Origin of the sequence: Thermodesulfovibrio sp. 3462-1 (assembly GCF_040451425.1) — a bacterium.
Lineage (GTDB): Bacteria > Nitrospirota > Thermodesulfovibrionia > Thermodesulfovibrionales > Thermodesulfovibrionaceae > Thermodesulfovibrio > Thermodesulfovibrio obliviosus.
In genome coordinates, this window is the sequence record NZ_CP144374.1 from 1,789,043 (window position 1) to 1,808,499 (window position 19,457).

General features: G+C 34.0%; 18 protein-coding genes and 1 pseudogene. 6 read left to right on the top strand and 13 right to left on the bottom strand.

Annotation, left to right across the window (positions count from 1 at the left end):
* Window positions 1-30: 30 nt before the first annotated feature.
* Window positions 31-399, top strand: a complete 369-nt coding sequence (locus V4D31_RS09335; RefSeq protein ID WP_353686168.1) for a response regulator — start codon at window positions 31-33, stop codon at window positions 397-399.
* Here the strand turns inward: V4D31_RS09335 and V4D31_RS09340 are convergent.
* From V4D31_RS09340 to V4D31_RS09365, 6 genes and pseudogenes are all read right to left on the bottom strand, one after another.
* Window positions 385-2,934, bottom strand: a complete 2,550-nt coding sequence (locus tag V4D31_RS09340; protein ID WP_353686169.1) for an ATP-binding protein — start codon at window positions 2,932-2,934, stop codon at window positions 385-387. The two genes, V4D31_RS09335 and V4D31_RS09340, sit on opposite strands and share 15 nt — an antisense overlap.
* Window positions 2,931-3,425: an ABC transporter substrate binding protein gene (locus V4D31_RS09345; RefSeq protein ID WP_353686170.1), complete on the bottom strand. Its 495-nt coding sequence runs from the start codon at window positions 3,423-3,425 to the stop codon at window positions 2,931-2,933. The genes V4D31_RS09340 and V4D31_RS09345 overlap by 4 nt, the downstream gene beginning before the upstream one ends.
* Before the next feature lie 56 nt (window positions 3,426-3,481).
* Entirely contained in the window at window positions 3,482-4,159 is a 678-nt protein-coding gene (locus tag V4D31_RS09350; protein WP_353687101.1) for a type 1 glutamine amidotransferase, read from the bottom strand.
* Window positions 4,123-5,634, bottom strand: coding sequence for a sigma 54-interacting transcriptional regulator (locus tag V4D31_RS09355; protein WP_353687102.1), 1,512 nt, complete (start codon window positions 5,632-5,634; stop codon window positions 4,123-4,125). Before V4D31_RS09355 ends, V4D31_RS09350 begins: the two co-directional genes overlap by 37 nt.
* A pseudogene (locus V4D31_RS09360) lies at window positions 5,620-6,836 on the bottom strand (ammonium transporter); the annotation flags it as partial. The gene V4D31_RS09355 and the pseudogene V4D31_RS09360, both read right to left, overlap by 15 nt.
* Before the next feature lie 94 nt (window positions 6,837-6,930).
* On the bottom strand, window positions 6,931-7,095 hold the full coding sequence (locus V4D31_RS09365; RefSeq protein ID WP_353686171.1) for a hypothetical protein: 165 nt from the start codon (window positions 7,093-7,095) through the stop codon (window positions 6,931-6,933).
* 208 nt (window positions 7,096-7,303) lie between these two features.
* Between V4D31_RS09365 and V4D31_RS09370 the strand changes: the two genes are divergently transcribed.
* Window positions 7,304-8,203: a lysophospholipid acyltransferase family protein gene (locus V4D31_RS09370; RefSeq protein WP_353686172.1), complete on the top strand. Its 900-nt coding sequence runs from the start codon at window positions 7,304-7,306 to the stop codon at window positions 8,201-8,203.
* Here V4D31_RS09370 and V4D31_RS09375 read toward each other — a convergent pair.
* From V4D31_RS09375 to V4D31_RS09405, 7 genes are all read right to left on the bottom strand, one after another.
* On the bottom strand, window positions 8,184-9,950 hold the full coding sequence (locus tag V4D31_RS09375) for an ABC transporter ATP-binding protein (RefSeq protein WP_353686173.1): 1,767 nt from the start codon (window positions 9,948-9,950) through the stop codon (window positions 8,184-8,186). The genes V4D31_RS09370 and V4D31_RS09375 overlap by 20 nt on opposite strands.
* On the bottom strand, window positions 9,922-10,689 hold the full coding sequence (locus V4D31_RS09380) for a glycosyltransferase family 2 protein (RefSeq protein WP_353686174.1): 768 nt from the start codon (window positions 10,687-10,689) through the stop codon (window positions 9,922-9,924). The genes V4D31_RS09375 and V4D31_RS09380 overlap by 29 nt, the downstream gene beginning before the upstream one ends.
* A 6-nt stretch (window positions 10,690-10,695) precedes the next feature.
* Entirely contained in the window at window positions 10,696-11,658 is a 963-nt protein-coding gene (gene moaA / locus V4D31_RS09385; RefSeq protein ID WP_353686175.1) for a GTP 3',8-cyclase MoaA, read from the bottom strand.
* Complete coding sequence (gene ybgF / locus V4D31_RS09390) at window positions 11,655-12,497, bottom strand: tol-pal system protein YbgF (RefSeq protein WP_353686176.1); 843 nt, start codon at window positions 12,495-12,497, stop codon at window positions 11,655-11,657. The genes moaA and ybgF overlap by 4 nt, the downstream gene beginning before the upstream one ends.
* Window positions 12,494-13,033, bottom strand: coding sequence for a peptidoglycan-associated lipoprotein Pal (gene pal / locus V4D31_RS09395; RefSeq protein WP_353686177.1), 540 nt, complete (start codon window positions 13,031-13,033; stop codon window positions 12,494-12,496). The genes ybgF and pal overlap by 4 nt, the downstream gene beginning before the upstream one ends.
* A 68-nt stretch (window positions 13,034-13,101) precedes the next feature.
* Window positions 13,102-15,138, bottom strand: coding sequence for a glycine--tRNA ligase subunit beta (gene glyS, locus V4D31_RS09400; RefSeq protein ID WP_353686178.1), 2,037 nt, complete (start codon window positions 15,136-15,138; stop codon window positions 13,102-13,104).
* Window positions 15,122-15,982 (bottom strand): glycine--tRNA ligase subunit alpha, encoded by an 861-nt coding sequence (locus V4D31_RS09405; protein WP_353686179.1) that lies wholly within the window; start codon window positions 15,980-15,982, stop codon window positions 15,122-15,124. Before V4D31_RS09405 ends, glyS begins: the two co-directional genes overlap by 17 nt.
* A gap of 38 nt (window positions 15,983-16,020) precedes the next feature.
* Between V4D31_RS09405 and V4D31_RS09410 the strand changes: the two genes are divergently transcribed.
* The 4 genes from V4D31_RS09410 (at window position 16,021) to V4D31_RS09425 (ending at window position 19,456) form a co-directional block, all read left to right on the top strand.
* On the top strand, window positions 16,021-17,394 hold the full coding sequence (locus V4D31_RS09410) for a cobyrinate a,c-diamide synthase (RefSeq protein ID WP_353686180.1): 1,374 nt from the start codon (window positions 16,021-16,023) through the stop codon (window positions 17,392-17,394).
* Window positions 17,395-17,452: 58 nt separating this feature from the next.
* The gene (locus V4D31_RS09415; RefSeq protein ID WP_353686181.1) at window positions 17,453-18,361 is read left to right on the top strand and encodes a DVU0298 family protein; all 909 of its coding nucleotides are present in this window, start codon (window positions 17,453-17,455) and stop codon (window positions 18,359-18,361) included.
* A 139-nt stretch (window positions 18,362-18,500) separates the two neighbouring features.
* A complete protein-coding gene (locus V4D31_RS09420; RefSeq protein WP_353686182.1) occupies window positions 18,501-18,836 on the top strand; it encodes a TusE/DsrC/DsvC family sulfur relay protein in 336 nt (111 codons plus the stop codon).
* 92 nt (window positions 18,837-18,928) lie between these two features.
* Window positions 18,929-19,456, top strand: a complete 528-nt coding sequence (locus tag V4D31_RS09425; protein ID WP_353686183.1) for an RsbRD N-terminal domain-containing protein — start codon at window positions 18,929-18,931, stop codon at window positions 19,454-19,456.
* The last annotated feature ends 1 nt before the right edge of the window (window position 19,457 follow it).

Here is a 19,457-nt window from a genome sequence, read left to right on the forward strand (position 1 = left end):
AAAATCTCAATATTATGGTATAATTTTAACATGTCTAAAAAAGCACTTGTTATAGATGACAATGACCTTGTAAGAGAAACTCTGAAAGCAATGCTTGAATTTCTGGGGTTTGAAGTTGCTGTTAGTGAAAATGGTGAAGAAGCCTTAGAAAAATTCAAATCCTCTGAAAAAGCTTTTGATGTTGTCTTTGTTGACCTTGTTATGCCAGGAATCTCAGGGAAAACACTGCTACAAAAACTCATAGAGATTGACCCTCAGGTGAAAGCCATAATATCAAGCGGATACTCCAATGATCCAGCAATTGCTGACTACGAAAAATTAGGATTTAAAGGCATTCTCAATAAACCCTATACAATAGATGAACTTAAGGAGACTCTTAAGAAACTAAATCTCCTCTGATGCTGGAATATATATTCTGAAAGTTGTTCCAATTCCCACTTTACTTTCAACTTTTATTTTACCTTCCATCTTTTCTACTATGCTCTTTACAATACTCAATCCAAGCCCTTTGCCTTCCTTTTTCATTGTGAAAAAGGGATCAAAAATTTTGTCTATGTATTCTTCAGGAATTCCAGGACCTGAATCAGTGATTGTTACACAAACATAGTTTCCTTTTTTTAAATCTTTTTCTTCATGATTGATTAAATTTTGCAGGCTTATTTTAATTGTGCCTGTATCCTTCATAGCCTGCCTTGAATTCATTAGAATATTTTGAAATACTCTGTAAAGCTGTGCACTATCAGCATAAACAGGCAATAAAGAAGGCTCTGATTCAATAGTAAAATTAATTTTCGTGCCATTTAAAACAAATGTAGCTGCATTTTTAGCAATAGCTTCAATATTTAGTCTTTCTTTTTTTGAAATTAAATCAGGGCTTAAATCTTTAAGTTGCTCTATAATTATGTTCATTATCCTTGTTGCTTCAAGCATTTTCTGTATAATGTCTTTCTTATTTTCTGAGTTTTCAAGCTCTTTAAGCAGGGAAAGATTTCCTGTAAGAACCATAAGATAATTACTAAAATCATGCACAATTCCTGCTGATATCTTTGCAATTACATCCATCCTTGCAAGCTTCTTTGAAACCTCTTGCCTCTGAATTATTTCAGTGGCATCCTTTATTGTTATTACATCGCCAAATTTAACTCCCTTTATCAATATAGGATTCTCCTCATAAATCACTGGAATCTTCTTTACATTCACACTTAAAATTTTAAATTCCGGATTTTCATGTTCTTTCAAGCTTAATACCTCTGTCACATGTTTCCCCAACACCTCTTCAGAAGCATCTAAAATTCTTATAGCCTCTTTATTCATGTATTTTATTTTGCCTGAAGCATCAGTATAAATTATTCCTATGTCAATCGCATCAAAGGCAATTCTTTTTTCTTCAGCTTCCTCAGCGAGGCGGAGGAATATGCTTCTTATTCTCTCAAAGTTTCTTATAGCAAAGGAATGAGAAATAAAAGCAAGAATAATCAAGACAATGTAAAAAATGTTTTTATATTGCTCATAGATGAAAAGATTTAAAAAACTTGCAAGAAACCAGTCTTTAACAATCTCATGTTTGACAATCTGCCATTTCTGTCCGTTAAAGTCTTCAAAGATATTATCATCAATCTGTTTAAATCCTGAAGGCAAAAGCGTGTCATTACCAAAAATTTTCTCTTCATAAACTCTTTTAAGCTCCTCTTGTGATACATTAAAGAGCAATCTATTTATCAGCTCTGGTTTTCCTATCAAAACACCACCTGAAGAATGCATTAAAAAGGCATTCTCCATGTTAATCTGTTTTTTAAAATTCTCACCTATATAAAACTGAAAAACAAGCACGCCTGTAATACTGCCTTTATTATAGACTGGATAGGAAATCCTTATATCATCTCTTTTTGAATAAATACCCCTTGCGATAAAAACTGATAGATTTCCATTGATTGATTCTTTAAAATATCTCCTAAAGCTCACATCTTTATTAATAATTTGTTCTCTATATTCAGCAGAGCAGGCTCTTATAATTCCTTCTTTATCGGCAAACCATATGACCGCTGTATTAAGGGTTTGATTGAGATAGGAAAGATACTTATCAAGCTGTTTGGGTCCTTTTTTAATTGACATTTTAAAATCCTCGGAAGAGGCAACAACTTTTATGAAATTGCTCAAGGAATCTATTTTGTTTTTAACTTCAACAGAAAGCCTCTTTAAGGTTAATTGTTTATGATAGACATCCATGTTTTTTGTATTTTCAATAAATCTCAGAGAGAAATAAAATAAGACGGAAAAGACAAAAATAAAAATAGAAATGTAAAGAAGAAAGGTTTTATATTTTTCTTCGTAAAGAAAAATTACTCTGAAACACAGACTGAGGAAAACAGACATTGTTGCAACAATATTAAAAACTGTTAAATTTGTAATAAGATAAAGAGAAAGGAAAATGGAGTAAATGCCGAAGAAAACAAAAGGCAGAATCGTTCCTTTTCTTATAATTGAAGGAACAACATCAGATGGCTTTGATGTTAAAAATTTCTCTTTATAGTATATATGAAAATAAGAAATACTTGTAAAAAGAAGCCCTGAAAAGGCAAAAACCTCATTTTTCTGAAATATGAAAAATAGAAAAAGAATTATGGGTAGCAAAAGATAATAAAAATTGAAATTCAGTATTCTTCTGTATCCGTAAAAAAGAACTGTTCCGATTATAATAATGTTTAAACCAACCAGAAGGGGGTAAAAATTGCTTAAATAGTCTTTGAAAAGAACTAAGAGGTTTAATACGAAATTAAAAAAAATAACAGCCAAAACATATTCAATAACTCTTTTATCAGTTTGAGGCTCTATTTTACTCCGCCAGGACAAAACATAGTAAAAAACAATTGAATGAAATAGAAGAAAAGCAACTCTTAAAAAATTAGATAAATCATCAAAAAATTGAGCATTCATTTTATCACTTCATCAAATAGGGAAATTACTTTATCAGTAAGGCTGAGATTTATATCTCTTGCCCTTTTTAAATTGATAACTTTCACATATTTGTCAGCATCTTCTACTTCTATATCTTTAATTTTACCGGTTTTTAATACATGAGAAGCCATCTGACCTGCTCTGTATCCCATTTGATAAAAATCAACAGAAAATCCACCAAAAAAGCCAAGTTCTACAAAAGGTTTGCGAGATTTAACTTTTTCTGTAAAGTCATCACATCTTTTTTCAAGTTCCTGATCAGAGATTCTTCTTGAATCAAGATATGTAACTTCTATTGTTAAATCAGAAAAGTCTCTTTTTAAAGCATCAATCGCTCCTTGAACCTGTGGTTGTCCGAATATATCTTTATCATCATAGCTTGAAAGAATAAAAACAGTCCTCTCATTTGAGCATCCATAAAAAAGCATGAAGATAAGTGCAAAAAAGTAAATTTTTAAAAACTTTAGCATGATATATTTTACTAAATTTTATGAAATTGCCAACAGAAATTTATCTTCTTCAGAATTTATTTCTCAAAGAAGGCTTTATAAAAATTTCTTGCGCGCTGGGAGTATTCTATATTTATTTTTTCTGCTTCATTGAGGATTTTTTCTCTTAAAGGATGGTCCTCAAACCATTCTTCAAGAAGCTTTCTTGTTACTTCAATATGAAACTGCAAAGCATAGACATTGTGTTTATATCTGAATCCCTGATTTTCATAAAAAGAGGATTTTGCAAGATGAACCACATCAACTGGTAAATCAAATGTGTCTCCATGCCAGTGAAAGACTTTGAATTTCCTCCATACATCACCAACTGATGGATGCTTTGCAAGGGCAATCATTAATGGGTCTCTTAAACCCTCTGCTGTAAGCTCTATTTCATGCCAGCCAATTTCCTCACCGTGTCCCTTATAAACCCTTGCTCCAAGCGTATGGGCAATTAATTGAGCACCAAGACATATTCCCAGAACTTTCAGGTTTCTGTTTATTGCCTCTCTTATTAACCTTGAAGTTACCTTTAGATGGGGATAAATATCCATCTCATAAACACCCATTGGTCCACCCATAATGATTAGTCCTGTGAAATCTTCAAGGGTTGAAGGCAATTGCCCTTGTTCTGCTTCAAAGATTTTGTATGGAATTAAGTTTTCAATTAAATAGTTCTCTATGCTTCCTGGACCTTCTGATTTAATATTTTTAATTTATCGCTATCATTAAGATTTACTCCTTTCTTTATTAAAATTCCGTATTTTTTTATTCTGTAGTTAAGCTGCCGTTCAGTAAGACCCAGAGCATGGGCTGTTTTTCTTATATTATAATTAAATTTTGGAAGAGTATCCATGATGCGTATTCTTTCAAGTTCTTCAACCTCTTTGGGAAGTTTTAGTTCTCCACAGAAAGAGGATTTTATTTTAAATACTCCTCTTACAGTATCAGGAAGGTCATAAACCTTTATCTTATTGCTCTCTGACATAACAACAAGCCTTTCTATGGTGTTGGCAAGCTCTCTTACATTTCCAGGCCAGTCATAGTAAACAAGCATCCTTAATGCTTCTTCATCAATTAAGACTGATTTTTTATAAATCTTGCAGAACCTCTTAAGATAATGCTCAACAAGCAGGGGAATGTCCTCTTTTCTGTCTCTCAGGGGTGGAATGTATATGGGTATAACATTAAGCCTCCAGAAAAGATCTTCCCTGAATGTTCCTTTTCTTATTTCCTCTGAGAGGTCCTTGTTTGTTGCTGCAATTATTCTCACATCAACCTTTATTGTTTTTGATGAACCAAGAGGTTCAACTGTTCTTTCCTGAAGCACTCTTAATAATTTTGGCTGAAGCGAAAGAGGCAACTCACCTACTTCATCAAGGAAAATTGTCCCTGCATTTGCCTGTTCAAATTTGCCAATTCTCTTTACAGCACCTGTAAATGCTCCTTTTTCAGAACCAAAAAGCTCTGCTTCAAGAAGGTTTTCAGGGATTGCAGCGCAGTTTATTGCCACAAAATGGCCCTTTACTCTTTTGCTCTGAAAATGAATTGTCTTTGCGATAAGCTCTTTACCTGTTCCAGACTCTCCAAAAAGTAGCACTGTTGCGTCTGTTTCTGCAACTTTCATCACTGTTTTAAGCACTGCCTGAAAAGAGGGTGATTGTCCTACAAGATTGGGAAAGTTATATCTGTCTTTAAGTTGTACTTTCAGCAGCAAATTCTCATTTTCCATGACTTTATAACTCTCCCATAGTTTCAGAAACTGAGCAATAAGGGATGCAACTATTGAAAGAACTCTAAGATCATCATCCACTTCTCCCATTTCATCTGAGTAGATTCTATCAGCAGAGACAACGCCAAGAATTTCATCCTCAATCTTTATTGGAACACAAAGAAAGGAAATGCCTCTTTTGTTTGGTCTGCTTCCTGTTTTATTGAGAAACTGAGGCTCCTTTTCAATGTCCGGAATAAACATCGGCAATCCTGTGTCTATCACTTTACCGACAATACCTTCACCAACTCTGTATTTGCCTCTGTTAATCTCCTCCCGAGTCAATCCATAGGCAGCAACAATACTGATTTCTTCTGTCTTTTTGTCAAAAAGAAAAATACTTCCTCTTCGCATATCAAGTTCTTTTGAGAGAATCTCAAGAACAGAATAAAGATTTTTCTCAAGGTCAAGCCATGTAATTTCCTCTTCCTCTGTAACTCTGACCTTCATGAATATTCTTAGCACGAAAAATATTAACGCAGTCATTATAGCTGTGTAAACTATAGTAACTAAAACAGCTATACTCTGTGTCCATAGCTGACCTGGATTTCCATAGAGCAGCCCTTTCCCAGTTTCATTAACTAAAGGGTCTGCAAAAACTCCTGTAAGAATTGCACCCAGTATTCCTGCAACACCGTGAATCCCAAATACATCAAGGGCATCATCATATCCTATCTTTGGTTTCATTGCAGTGACAGTAAAGTAGCATACAAACCCTGCAACAGCACCAATTACAATTGAACCTACAATATTTACAAATCCTGCTGCTGGCGTAATTGCAACAAGACCTGCGATCATTCCTGATGTAAGACCAAGCACAGTTGGCTTCTTTGTTACTGCCCACTCTGTAAACATCCATGCAAGAGCTGCCACTGCTGTTGCAGTATTTGTGTTAATGAATGCCTGTGCAGCGAGAGCATTTGATGCAGCTGCACTTCCTGCGTTAAATCCAAACCATCCAAACCACAGAACAGCTGCACCAAGTGCTACAATAGTAAGGTTGTTTGGCAGAAGAAGAGTATTTTTTCTTTTACCAAGAATAAGCACTCCAACTAAAGCCGCTATACCAGCGTTTATATGAACAACTGTTCCACCTGCAAAATCAAGAGCACCCATCTTCGCAAGAAATCCTCCACCCCATACCCAGTGTGCTACAGGGACATAAACAAGGCTCACCCACAAAACTGAAAAAAATACCCAGGCTGAAAACTTCATCCTCTCAATGTATGCACCACTTATCAAAGCAACAGTAATGGCAGCAAAAGTAAGCTGGAACACGCAGAACAAAACCTCAGGTATTGTTCCCTGAAGTGAGTTCATTTTAACTCCTGATAAAAATGCCTTATCAAGATAGCCGATTATTCCTGCAAAATCTCCTGAAAATGTAAGGCTGTATCCATAAAGCACCCACAGTAAGCTCACAAGGCAATAACTCACAAAGCTCATTGCAATCGTGTTAAGAACATCTTTTTTCTTTGCCAGTCCACCATAAAACAATGCAAGTCCGGGCACTGTCATTAGCATAACAAGAGCAGTTGCACAATCATCCATGCTGTGTCACCTGTGTCAAGCTTTGGCTGAGGCTCAGCCTGAGCAGCTGTTTCAGCAAATATTAGATTCATTGAAATTGCTAAAATCATCATTGTTAATATGAATATGCTAAATAACTTTTTCATCTTATTCCTCCTTAAAAATTAAATGTTATGTTAATTCCTGTTACCCATGTATTATCAAGATGTCCATTGGGATTGTAAGAATTTCCATCCACGATTCTTTTTGCCTTGTTTGAAAGTGGAAACCCTTTTTTACTTCCTCTGCCTTAACCAAAGAAACAGACATCAGAAGAGCTAAAACTACCACAACATACCTAAAACTTTTCATAACAGCACCTCCATTTAATTTTTACTTTTATAAATGCGAAATATGTGCCAGAGTGTAACTCATTGATTTTAAAGGATTTGTGAGAATATGGATTATACAAATTTGTATGAAATTACAATTTCGTTGTTTTTCTTAAAACTTCCTAATCCTTGTAATTCTTACATGAGGGTATTATAATTAATCTTTGAACTAATTTATGAAAGCATTTATGAAACATATTATTTTCCAGGGTGGGCTTAAACTATTTTTTTGGCTTGGAAAAATTTTAAAAAAACAGCATCTTCAGAAATTTTCAATCCTGTTAGGAAGCCTTCTTTACTACATTCCCTGGTCAAGAAAACATATTGCCTTCGAAAATTTAAAAATCGCCTTTCAAGGGCAATACAGCGAAAAAGAACTAAAAAAAATCCTGAAAAAATTTATTCAGGAAGTTATATTAACTGCCCTTGAAGTTGCCTTTATTGTCAAAAAAAATGAAAAACTCGCTTCATGGGCAAAGGCAGAGGAACTTGAAGTGCTTGATGAGGCATTAAAACAAAATAAAGGAGTTATTGCATTAAGCGGGCATATTGGAAATATTCCTGTAATGCTTGCATGGCTCGCTGAAAAAGGTTATCCTGTAGCAGTGCTTTTTAAAGAAGGAAAGTATTTGCCAAAAGGATTTCTTTACAATTTGATAAGTTCCTATAAAATTTATCCAATTCCAATGCATTCTGACAGAGAAGTGCCAAAGGAGATTATTAAAGCATTAAACAAAAACATGATAGTTTTTATCCTTGCTGACCAGGCAAGACCAGGAGTATATGCAAAATTTTTTGGTAAGTATGTTCAATGTCAGAAAGGTGCTTTTGTAATTGCTTTAAGGAAGAATTCTCCAATAATTCCTATTTTCATTGTGAGAGAAAAGGAAGAACACACCATAAAAATTTACAGGGAAGAAAAAATTTTTCAATCACTTGAACCATCTCAGAACAAGAGTTTTTTATCCTCCGATGAATATGTTGTAAGACTGATTGAAAATTACAACTTCATTCTTGAAAGCCTGATAAGAAAATATCCTGAACAGTATTACTGGTTTCACAGAAGATTTAAGAAGAGCCTGGACTAAACTGTAGATGCCACAGTTCACTGTAAAGCCCTCCCAGTGAGAGTAACTCTTCATGAGTTCCTTGTTCAATAATCTGTCCTTTATCCATGACAATGATTTTATCAGCTCTTTTGATTGTAGAAAGCCTGTGAGCAATTACTATGGTTGTTCTTCCTTTTCTCATTTGTTCAAGTGCTCTCTGAATTTTCTCTTCTGACTCTGTATCAAGAGACGCAGTTGCCTCATCAAAAATTAAAATTTTCGGTTCTCTAAGAATCGCTCTTGCTATTGTTATTCTTTGTTTTTGTCCTCCTGAAAGCAAAATTCCCTTTTCTCCTATCAAGGAGTCATAACCCTGAGGCAATTTCATAATAAAATCATGGGCATCTGCAAGTTTTGCAGCAGCCAGAGCTTCTTCAAAACTGGATGAAATATTGCCAAATTTAATATTGTTTATTACTGAATCATTAAATAAAACAATATCCTGAGTTACAAGAGCAATCTGAGACCGCAAACTGTAAAGAGAAAGCTCCTGAATGCTTACTCCATCAATCAATATGTCTCCTTCTGTGGGATACCAGAATCCTGCAAGCAAATCTGCTATTGTGCTTTTACCTGCACCTGAAGGACCAACAATTGCCACAGTTTCGCCAGGTTTTATTTCAAAGGAAACATTTTTTAAAGCATAATCCTTTGCAAGTGGATATTTAAAAGAAACATTTTTGAACACAATATGACCTTTCAACTCTTTTTCAACTCCCTTTTCAGGCTCATGTTCAACAAATATTATTTCTCTCAATCTTTCAATAACATTTCTTCCCCTCTGAAAAGAGGCATTTACTCTGCTCAGCCTTTTAAGAGGAGTATACATGAGAATAACAGCTGTGGCAAAAGAAAAAAAGTCTCCAGAAGAAATTTTGTCGTGAACAACAAGCCATCCACCATAAAAAAGTATCATTGCTACACCAACTCCAGCAATCACCTCTGTAAGAAGATTGGTAAACTCTTCTGTTCTTACTTCGCGCATTATATTGCGATAATGCTCTCCAAGAGCTTTTTTATAACGCTCAATCATGTCTTTTTCCATTGTAAAAGCCTTAATAATCTTTATACCATGAAGTGTTTCATGAAGAAGAGTGGTCACTTTTGCAATTCTTAATCGAGTTTTCATGCCTATGTTTTTCATGTTTTTACCAAGTTCTGTCATAACATAAATCATAAAAGGAATAACTACAAAGGAAAGAATCGCAAGGTCCCATCTACGATAAAAAGCAACACCTGCTAAAACAACAACAGTCAATCCCTCAACAATGAAGTCTTTAATTGTATTTGAAACTGTGCTTTTAAGGAGGTCTACATCATTTAAAACCCTGGAGATGACATTGCCTGAAGAATCCCTGCAAAAAAATGAAAAAGGCAGTTTAAGAAGCTTTTCATAAATCATGTCCCTTATATTTTTCACTATTTTCGCACCAATTGAGTTCATTAGATAGTTATTTAAAAATGTAAAAACACCTCTTAGAGTAAAAAGAATCACAACTCCAAAAGTAATCAGATAAAGATACTCCGAAGATTTTTTAACAAAAATCTGATCCATTGCAGGCTTAACACTCCATGCAATGGCTCCATTTATTCCTGATATTGCAAACCCGCAAACAAGAGCCAGAAGGAGTCTTAGACGATGTTCCTTAATAAGTCTCCAGAAAACTGCAAGGTCATCTATCCATTGTTTTTTAAACTTAATTTTGAATTGTTTTTCTATTTCCATATTTTTCCCATGCTTCGGCATATTTTAAGAAGGAGTAAAAACTGTAAAGAACTGCCAGAATAAATCCTCTCAGACCATCCAGAAATCCTGCTCGTAAAATATACATTTTAAAAAAAGTAAAAAGAGGAGAAAAGATCATCCTAAAAATTATTTTATATTGAGAAGGATTGTTTTTAACAATCTCCTCTGCTGCCAGGCAGGCATAGCTCTTCATTTTTCTTATGAAATCATCAATGCTGTGATAAGTGTAATGAAGCAGAGGCTCTTTTAAATGTCCCACTTTACCTTCAACCAGGATTTTTTCATGGACCTGTCTTTTCTGCATTTTTCCTTTGCTTTTTTTAAAAAGTCTAAGCGTATAGTCTGGCCACCAGCCACTGTGTTTGATCCATTTACCAAGAAAAAAATTCTTTCTTGGTATAAAATATCCATCTTTATCTTCATTAATTTTATCCCTTATCTCCTTTTTTAAAGCCTCTGTAACTCTTTCGTCAGCATCTAAAACCAGAACCCATGGAAGAGTTGTTTTATCTATAGCAAGCTGTTTCTGTCTGGCAAAACCCTGCCATTGGCACTGAAAAATCTTCCCTGTATATTCACTGCATATCTGCACTGTTGTATCTTCACTGAAGGAGTCAATAACAACAATCTCCTCAAAATCTTTAACAGATTCCAGAGCATCTCTAATGTTTTTTTCTTCGTTTTTCGTTATGATTGCCACTGATACAGGAATTTTCAAAAAAACTCAGCCCCCTATTGTTGACATCGCTCTTAAAGGTCTATTGTCAGAGAGGCTCTGAGGCTTAAGCTGAATTGCTTTTATAAGAATTTGTCTTATTTCATCCTCTGATGCACCGCTTCTTAAAATTCTTTTTAAATCAATTTCTCTGTCTGAGAAAAGACATGGTCTTAATTTCCCTTCTGCAGTAAGCCTGAGCCTGTTACATCTTGTGCATATATGGGCTGAAAGAGGACTTATAAAACCCAGCAATCCTTTTGCACCTTCAAGAATAAAATACTCAGCTGGTCCTGATTTTTTTATCTCAACAGGTATAAGACTGCCTACTGTATTTTCTATTTTTTGTTTTACCTCTTCTCCAGAGATAAATAACTCTTTTCCCCAGTTGTTTTGCCCAATTGGCATAAACTCTATAAACCTTATTTGATAGGGAACTTCCATGCTCCAGCGGGCAAATTTTTCTATTTCATCATCATTAATTCCTTTCATTACCACTACATTTATCTTTATAGGATATAGTCCGGCTTTATAAGCCTGTTCAATCCCTTCAAGAACATCTTTCAATGAGCCTGATCTTGTTATTGTTTTAAATTTATTCTCATCTAAAGAGTCAAGACTAACATTAACTCTTTTAAGCCCTGCCTCGTATAGGTCCTTTGCATATTTTTTTAAAAGTGTGCCATTTGTTGTCATTGCCATGTCTTTTATGTCCTGTATCTTAGAGAGTCTTTCAATAAAACTTACAATGTCCTTTCTCACAAGAGGTTCTCCACCTGTTATCCTTATTTTAGAGATTCCTATTGTCGTAGCAATCCTTATTATTTTAAGGATTTCCTCATAACGCAATATTTCATCATGAGGAACAAATTTAATACCTTCCTGAGGCATGCAGTAAATGCAGCGGAGATTACATCTATCAGTTACTGAAACTCTTAAATAATCAATGTTTCTGTTAAAATTATCTTTCATCTTTTTGTTTTGCTTTTTACTTTTTTGGTAGGCTTTTTATCAGAATTCCAGCTTTTAAGTATCTCAGCTATTTTTTGCTGAGCAATCTCTGCTTCCTTGGATTGAGGATATCTTTCAATAACTCTTTCAAAAACCACCTTTGCTGTTTTTTTATCTTTCAACTCAACAAAAGCCATTCCTTCTTTAAGAAGTGCACCAGGAGCTTTCTCATGCTTTGGATATCTTTTTAAGAATTCTTCATATGCAAGAATGGCATCTTCATATTTTTTTTCATTATAATATGTTTCGCCAATCCAGAAGTAAGAATTTGGAAGAAGTTCAAAATCTGGATAATTTTTTATTATTTCCTGAAATTTTTCTCTTGCAGAGGCAAACTTCTTATTTTTCATATCAATATGAGCTGAATCATAAATTGCCTTGGGATCTTTTAATTGTTCCTCAGGAGCTTTTGCTGGTTGCTGTTTTTCTGAAGGTTGAGCTGGCTGAGTTAATTTAGCTTGTAATTCTGCTATTTTATCGCTTAGTTCCTTAAATTTTTTTTCATTCTGAAAAGAATTTTCTTCAAATCTTCCTTTTAGAATTTGAAGCTCCTTTACATAATCCTGTGTTTGAGCAAGAAGGGTCAGTTGCCCTTCCTTTAATGCCACTGCTGAGCTTAAATCCGAAGACATCTTGTCAACCCTTGTTTTAAGTTCTGAAATTTCCTGTTTTAATTGGTTGTTTTCCACATAAAGCCTGGCAATATCAGATTTCATCTGTTCAAACTCACCTGTTGTAACACATCCAGACAAAATTACTGAAGCTATAATGCCTGTAAATGCTATTCTAATTTTTTTCATTTTCCCTCCTCAATAAACACAAAATGTGCTCTTCTGTTTTTCTGCCAGCAAGATTCATTGTGCTCATTGCACAGAGGTTTTTCTTCACCATAACTGATTATTTCCATTTTAGATGAAGGCACTCCAAGAGTTATCAAATACTGTTTCACTGCATTTGCTCTTTTCTGTCCAAGAGCAAAGTTGTATTCAGCTGTTCCTCTTTCATCACAATGACCTTCAATTATAACTTTCAGTCCTGGGTATTCCTGCAAAATAGAGGCAACCTTTTTTAAAGTTGGAATATCTTCCTGTTTTATATCATACTTATCAAAATCAAAGTGTATATCCCTAACTTCATCTTGAAGTTTTTTTACAAGCTCTGACATCTTTTCAGTAGAAATTTCTTCTTGCTGTTCTGGTTTCCCAGCCTCTATTTTTTCTTCTTTTTTTGGGATTTCTCCTTCTACTTTGCCTTCAGGCATATATATTTTTCTTTCAGCACAAGCAAAGACAAAGAAAAGACAAAAAATAACTAAGAAAAAATTTTTTATGCTCATTTTTTGCCTCCATGGAGGATTTTTATAACAGGCTTGCCGTGTTTTTTCATATTTATATAATACAACAATTAATAAAGCTTTGAAAGGTCAGCAATAGATTTCAACAGCAAAGCCAACTCCTGCAAGAGCGCAAGTCTGTTTCTTTTGATATTTTCATCTTTATCCATAACAAGCACTCTATCAAAAAAGTTGTTTATAAATGGGGTAAGAATATTAAGACAATTTAAGGCATCAAGAAATTGAGCTTTTGTTAAATATTCCTTTAGCTGGTCTTTTTTTTCTATAATTGCATTGTAAAGATTTTTTTCCTCTTGTGTAATTAAAACAGATGGATTTAGTTCAAATTTTTCATAATTTTTAATAATATTTGAAACTCTCTTTACTGCAAGAAAAAAAGAATCAAAATCTTGTCTTTCATAAAATAATTTTACTGCCTGAAGCCTTTGTTCAACTTCATAAACAGGACGAAGCAGAATAAAATCAGTGATTGTTTTTATCAAATTTACTCCATAATTAGAACTCTCAAAATAGCTTTCCAATCTTTGAGCAATAAAAGTTGAAATCTGCTTCTTTATATTTTCATCAACAAAATTCTCTATTGTATCAACACAATCTTCAATGCTTAAAGGATATTTTTTTCTTAATAGTATGGATAAAATTCCATTTGCTGCCCTTCTCAAACCAAAGGGATCTTCTGTCCCTGAAGGAATCTGTCCAAGATAAAAAAACGAGGCAATATGATCAAGTTTGTCTGCTAAACTTAGAAGACAACCTTCTTCTGTAGAAGGCAGAGCATCTGTAAAACTCTTTGGAAGATAATGCTCTTTAATTGCCATTGCAACTTCCTGTGTTAGTCCTGCTGCTTTTGCATAATATCCACCCATTATTCCCTGAAGTTCTGGAAACTCTCCAACAACCCCACTGGCAAGATCAGCTTTACAGTATCTGGCAGCAATTCGGAGGGAGTCAATCTTGTTGGGTAAAACTTTTTGAGCAATTCTTTCAGCTATTTTTAAAATTCTTAAGCTTTTATCATATAGGCTTCCAAGTTTTTCGTGATATACTATGCCCTTTGTTGCCTCAACAAGACTATCCAATCCCTTTTTAATGTCTTCCTCATAATAAAACTTTGCATCTTCAAATCTTGCTTTTATAACCTTTTGAGCACCCTTTCTAACATTATCTTCATTTTCTTTTATTGTATTACTTACTACGATAAAATAATTTTTCAGTTTTCCATTAAAATCAGTAACTGCAAAGTATCTTTGATGATCTTTCATAACTGTAATGAGCAACTCCTCGGGAAGACTTAAATATTCTTCAGGAAACTCACATAAAACTGAGTTAGGAAACTCAACAAGATAATTTACTTCTGTGAGAAGCTCTTCATCCAGCAGAACTTTTCCATTTACTTTGTTTGCAAGCTCTTGAGCTTCACTGATTATTATCTGTTTTCTTTCTTTCTGATCAACGATTACAAAGGCTTCATTAAGAGCTTTTTCATAATCCTGTATTTTTGATAAAGATATTGAATTTTCAGTAAGAAATCTGTGCCCGTAGGTCTTTTCTTCTGCTTTTATGCCGTCTATCTCAAATGAAACTACTTTATCATTATACAAACACATAAGCCATCGTACAGGTCTTATAAATTTTATAGTTCCACTTCCCCATTTCATCATCTTTGGGAAACTAAGGGAAAAGAATAATTCCTTTAAAAGCTCTGGCAAAACTTCTTCTGTTTTTTTTCCTTTTTGTGTGACTTTAGCGCAAACATAGTTTCCTTTGCCTTTTTTCTTGATTTCTAATTGACAAACATCTATGTTTTGTGCTTTTGCAAAGGCATAGGCAGCCTCTTTTGGCTTTCCCTGTTCATCAAAGGCATGATGAGCAGGAGGACCCCATATAAGCCTTTCATCTGATGCTTGTTCCTCTGAAACCTTTGCCTTAATTGTAAGCCTTCTTGGTGTTGCATAAACCTTTAATTCTTCAATATTTATTCTGAAGTGAGAAAAAATTTTCCCCGAGTTTTCTTCCAATTGCTCGATTGCTTGCGGAATAAATCTTGCTGGAATTTCCTCAACTCCTATTTCAAAAAGCAGATTCATTTGTAGACCTCTTTTTTAAATAAAATTCTGCACAAGCCTTTGCAAGAGCCCTTACCCTTGCTATATAATTCGTTCTTTCTGCTACTGATAAAACTCCCCTTGCATCAAGAAGATTAAACATGTGAGAACACTTAAGACAGAATTCATAGGCAGGCAAAAGAAGCCCCAAATCAAGCATTCTTCTTGATTCTTTTTCAAAATCATCAAAATGTTTTTTTATTAATGCTGGATCAGAATAATCAAAATTAAAATAGGAGAATTCTATTTCAGAGTCACGATGAATCTGTCCATAGGTAAATTTTTCATTCCACTTAATATCAAACACATTGTCTACTTCCTGTAAATACATGGCAATTCTCTCAAGCCCATAGGTTATTTCAACAGAAACAGGATTTAAATCAATTCCTCCTACCTGCTGAAAATAGGTAAACTGAGTTATTTCCATTCCATCAAGCCATACTTCCCATCCAAGTCCCCATGCACCAAGAGTTGGAGATTCCCAGTCATCTTCTACAAATCTTATATCATGCCTGTTAAGCTCTATACCAAGAGCTTTCAGGCTTTCAAGGTAAATCTCCTGAGAATTCGCAGGTGATGGCTTTAAAATAACCTGATACTGATAATACTGTCCGAGTCTATTTGGATTTTCTCCATATCTTCCATCTGTAGGTCTTCGACATGGTTGAACATATCCTGTACGCCAGTGCTCTGTGCCCAGAACTTTAAAAAAAGTTGCACTATGAAAAGTTCCTGCTCCAACCTCAATGTCATAGGGCTGCAGTATCACACATCCTTTTTCTGCCCAGTATTTGTTTAGTGTAAAAATTATATCTTGAAAATACATAGATTTTCATGATACTTTAGCTTAGAGGTTTCTGTCAAATGTATCCAAGAATTCTTATAGCAGGCATTCGTGGTGGAGCAGGAAAAACAACTGTAGCTCTTTCAGTAATCTCACTTCTTGTTAATAAAGGATTAAATGTCATTGCCTTTAAAAAAGGTCCTGACTATATAGACAGTGGCTGGTTAAGTCTTTTTTCAAAAAATCCATGTTACAACCTTGATACATTCATGATTCCTCCTGAAAGAGTGATTAAATCTTTTATTGAAAGAGCAAAAGGAGATATCTCTGTCATAGAAGGAAATAGAGGACTTTATGATGGACTTGATACTGAAGGCACAGTTTCTTCAGCAGAATTGGCAAAACTTTTAAAATGTCCTGTTATTTTACTTGTAGACTGCACAAAAATAACTCGTTCAGTAGCTGCGATTATTCAGGGTTTTGTTAATTTTGACAGAGAAGTTCCAATAAAGGCGGTTTTATTGAATCAGGTTGCCAATGCAAGACATGAAAAAATTATTAAACAATCAATAGAAAGATACTGTAATATTGAAATTGTTGGTTCAATTCCTCGTTTCAAAAATATTAAAATGCCGGAAAGACATATGGGGCTTTTACCCCACCATGAACATGAACAACTCAAAGAAGCAAAACAGTTTATAGAAAAAGCTTCTCACTATATTGATATAGAAAAAATTATCAAAATCGCAAAAGAAGTTGAACCATTGTATTTAAATCTTATTGAAGATTCAGAATCTTTTGATGGAAAGGGATTAAAAATCGGCGTTATAAGAGATAGAGTTTTTCAATTCTATTATGAAGAAAACCTGGAAGAACTTAAAAAAACAGGAGCTTCTATTGTTTTAATTAACTCCTTAGAAGATAGAGCCTTACCGGATATTGATGCTCTTTATATTGGTGGAGGCTTTCCAGAGACCAATGTTAAATATCTTATTAAAAATTCTTCTCTTATGCATGACATCAAGGAAAAATCAGAAATGGGGCTTCCAATATATGCTGAATGCGGTGGATTAATGTATCTCTGTAAAATTCTAATTACTGAAGAAGGAAGTTTTCCAATGACAGGAGTTTTTCCTTTAACACTTAAAATGTTTAAAAAACCTCAAGCACACGGATATACAGTTGCAATAGCAGAAAAGGGCAATCCATTTTTTAATCCTGAAACAGAAATAAAAGGACACGAATTTCACTACTCAAAAGTTATAGATTACGAGGAGATACCGAAAATGTGTTTTAAAATGAAAAGAGGACAAGGCATAATTGATGGAATGGATGGTGCCTGTTATAAAAATACGCTTGGAACATATGTTCATATTCATGCTCTTGGATGTCCTCATTGGATTGAAGGTATTTTAAAAAAAGCAAAATCTTATAAGGAGATGAAAAATGTATAAAAGAGATTTGCCTACCTGTCTTTTTTGTGGACGAATGATCTTGCCTCCAGAGGAAAGGATGACTGAATTTGGTGAAATAATTTATGGTGAATGCGAATGTGGTGCCATATATGTATGTGAACCAACAGGACATAATCAGGGAGAAGCGTTAGTAAATGCTATGTTTATTGCCTCACCCCAGGGCATAGATAACATTGAATTAGGTGTAAACTATGAAATAAGACAAAGAGATTATGATCTGAGAACTCATCAGTATGTGTATATTAAAAGCTTTCTTTTCAGCGGAAAACTTTTTTTCATCAAAGCAATAACAAAGGAAGTAAGAACAAGAATGCAAGAAAAAATTAAAATGAACAGAAAAGACTTTATTTCTCTTCTGGAAAAAGATGATTTTGAAACAATTGAAAAAGCATCTTTACAGGATAAAAACATATTCCGCTGGATATTTTCATTATCATATGATAAAGAAAATATCCTATCATGGAAAGCAGTTGAAGCGATGGGACATGTAGCAAAGGCATATATTGAAGCTCAGGATATAGAGACATTAAGAAATACTATAAGAAAACTTTTGTGGTCAATGACAGATGAATCAGGAGGCACAGGATGGAGAGCAGCTGAATTAATTGGAGAGATAATCTATGCTGAGCCTTCGCTCTTTGATGATATAATTCCAATCCTCTGGTCACAAAGACAAGAAGAAAGCTTTCTTGAAAGCGTCTTAAGAAGTATGATTAAGCTTTCAAAAAAAGTTGATTTAAATAAATACATTCTAATAAATGATAATGAATTGCAAAATCTTCTACATCATGAAAAAGATGAAGTCAGAGCTCTTACGGCAATTTTAATTAACAAAATTAAAAGTCCTGTCCCTGTTCCAGAAGATATTAAAGAACTAATGTTATCGGTTTATACCAGGGGCAATATAATTAAACTTAAAATCTTTAAAGCTGAAAAATTTTTATAAAATTATAAACTAAATTTATTTGACTTCAAAACTCATTATACTTTAAAGTTGTTTTACCTTATTAAATGCAAATATGACTTGAAATTCTTTTTCTAAAGAAGTTAGAATATTTGCAAAAAAACTAAAAGGAGGTTAGAAAATGCCTTACATTGAATTTAAGGGAAAGCAAATTGAGATTGATGAGGACGGTTACATTCAGAATCTTGATGACTGGTCACCAGAGCTTGCAGAGTATATGGCTCAACAGGATGGAATTACACTTACTGAGCACCACTGGGAAGTTGTTAACTTCTTAAGAGATTATTATCAGAAATATCAGATTGCACCGATGATCAAGATTCTTGTTAAAGAAATGGCTAAGATGTTTGGACCTGAGAAAGGAAACACAAAGTATCTTTATAGTCTCTTCCCAGATGGGCCAGCAAAACAAGCCTGTAGATATGCTGGTCTTCCAAAACCAACAGGATGCGTATAATTTCTAATACAAAGGGACAGGCAACTGTCCCTTTTGTTTTTTGAAAGGGGGAGATATTAACCTAAAAGATTAAAAATTTACAGGAGAAAAAAATGACCATTAATGACCTCCTTTCAAAGAAAAAGGAGAGCATAATTGAAAAATCCTTTAATTTAACTATCTCAACTTATCCAGAAAATACGCAGGCTTTTTTCAAAGAAAAGAAAAAACAGTTTACCAATCCTGTTGGTTATACCATTTATCAAGGAATTCAGGATATTATTGATAGATTAATCAACGATGAATCTCTTGATAGTTTTATCCTTCCCCTGGAAGAGATTATCAAAATAAGAGCTGTACAGGATTTTAGCCCTTCTCAGGCAGTGGGATTTATCTTTTTTATCAAAAAGGCAGTATATGAGGAACTCAGTAAAGAAATTGCACCTGACAAACTCTTAGAATTTCTTTCACAAATTGATTCTCTTGCTCTCGTTGCCTTTGATATTTTTATGAAGTATCGTGAAAAAATCTATGACTTAAAAGCAAAGGAGCTGATTGACAGAACCTGGTGGATTCTTAAGAAATACAATATTGTTTCAGAAATTGAAAATGAAACTGTAGAAAAAACAAAAAAATTATAAA

Coding starts and splice junctions, on each gene's coding strand:
- V4D31_RS09345 (WP_353686170.1), bottom strand. CDS start 3,425: ATGCTAAAGTTTTTAAAAATTTACTTTTTTGCACTTATCTTCATGCTT.
- V4D31_RS09375 (WP_353686173.1), bottom strand. CDS start 9,950: ATGGAAATAGAAAAACAATTCAAAATTAAGTTTAAAAAACAATGGATA.
- V4D31_RS09370 (WP_353686172.1), top strand. CDS start 7,304: ATGAAACATATTATTTTCCAGGGTGGGCTTAAACTATTTTTTTGGCTT.
- V4D31_RS09405 (WP_353686179.1), bottom strand. CDS start 15,982: ATGTATTTTCAAGATATAATTTTTACACTAAACAAATACTGGGCAGAA.
- V4D31_RS09425 (WP_353686183.1), top strand. CDS start 18,929: ATGACCATTAATGACCTCCTTTCAAAGAAAAAGGAGAGCATAATTGAA.
- V4D31_RS09420 (WP_353686182.1), top strand. CDS start 18,501: ATGCCTTACATTGAATTTAAGGGAAAGCAAATTGAGATTGATGAGGAC.
- V4D31_RS09340 (WP_353686169.1), bottom strand. CDS start 2,934: ATGAATGCTCAATTTTTTGATGATTTATCTAATTTTTTAAGAGTTGCT.
- moaA (WP_353686175.1), bottom strand. CDS start 11,658: ATGAAAGATAATTTTAACAGAAACATTGATTATTTAAGAGTTTCAGTA.
- V4D31_RS09415 (WP_353686181.1), top strand. CDS start 17,453: ATGACTGAATTTGGTGAAATAATTTATGGTGAATGCGAATGTGGTGCC.
- pal (WP_353686177.1), bottom strand. CDS start 13,033: ATGAGCATAAAAAATTTTTTCTTAGTTATTTTTTGTCTTTTCTTTGTC.
- V4D31_RS09335 (WP_353686168.1), top strand. CDS start 31: ATGTCTAAAAAAGCACTTGTTATAGATGACAATGACCTTGTAAGAGAA.
- glyS (WP_353686178.1), bottom strand. CDS start 15,138: ATGAATCTGCTTTTTGAAATAGGAGTTGAGGAAATTCCAGCAAGATTT.
- V4D31_RS09365 (WP_353686171.1), bottom strand. CDS start 7,095: ATGAAAAGTTTTAGGTATGTTGTGGTAGTTTTAGCTCTTCTGATGTCT.
- V4D31_RS09410 (WP_353686180.1), top strand. CDS start 16,021: ATGTATCCAAGAATTCTTATAGCAGGCATTCGTGGTGGAGCAGGAAAA.
- ybgF (WP_353686176.1), bottom strand. CDS start 12,497: ATGAAAAAAATTAGAATAGCATTTACAGGCATTATAGCTTCAGTAATT.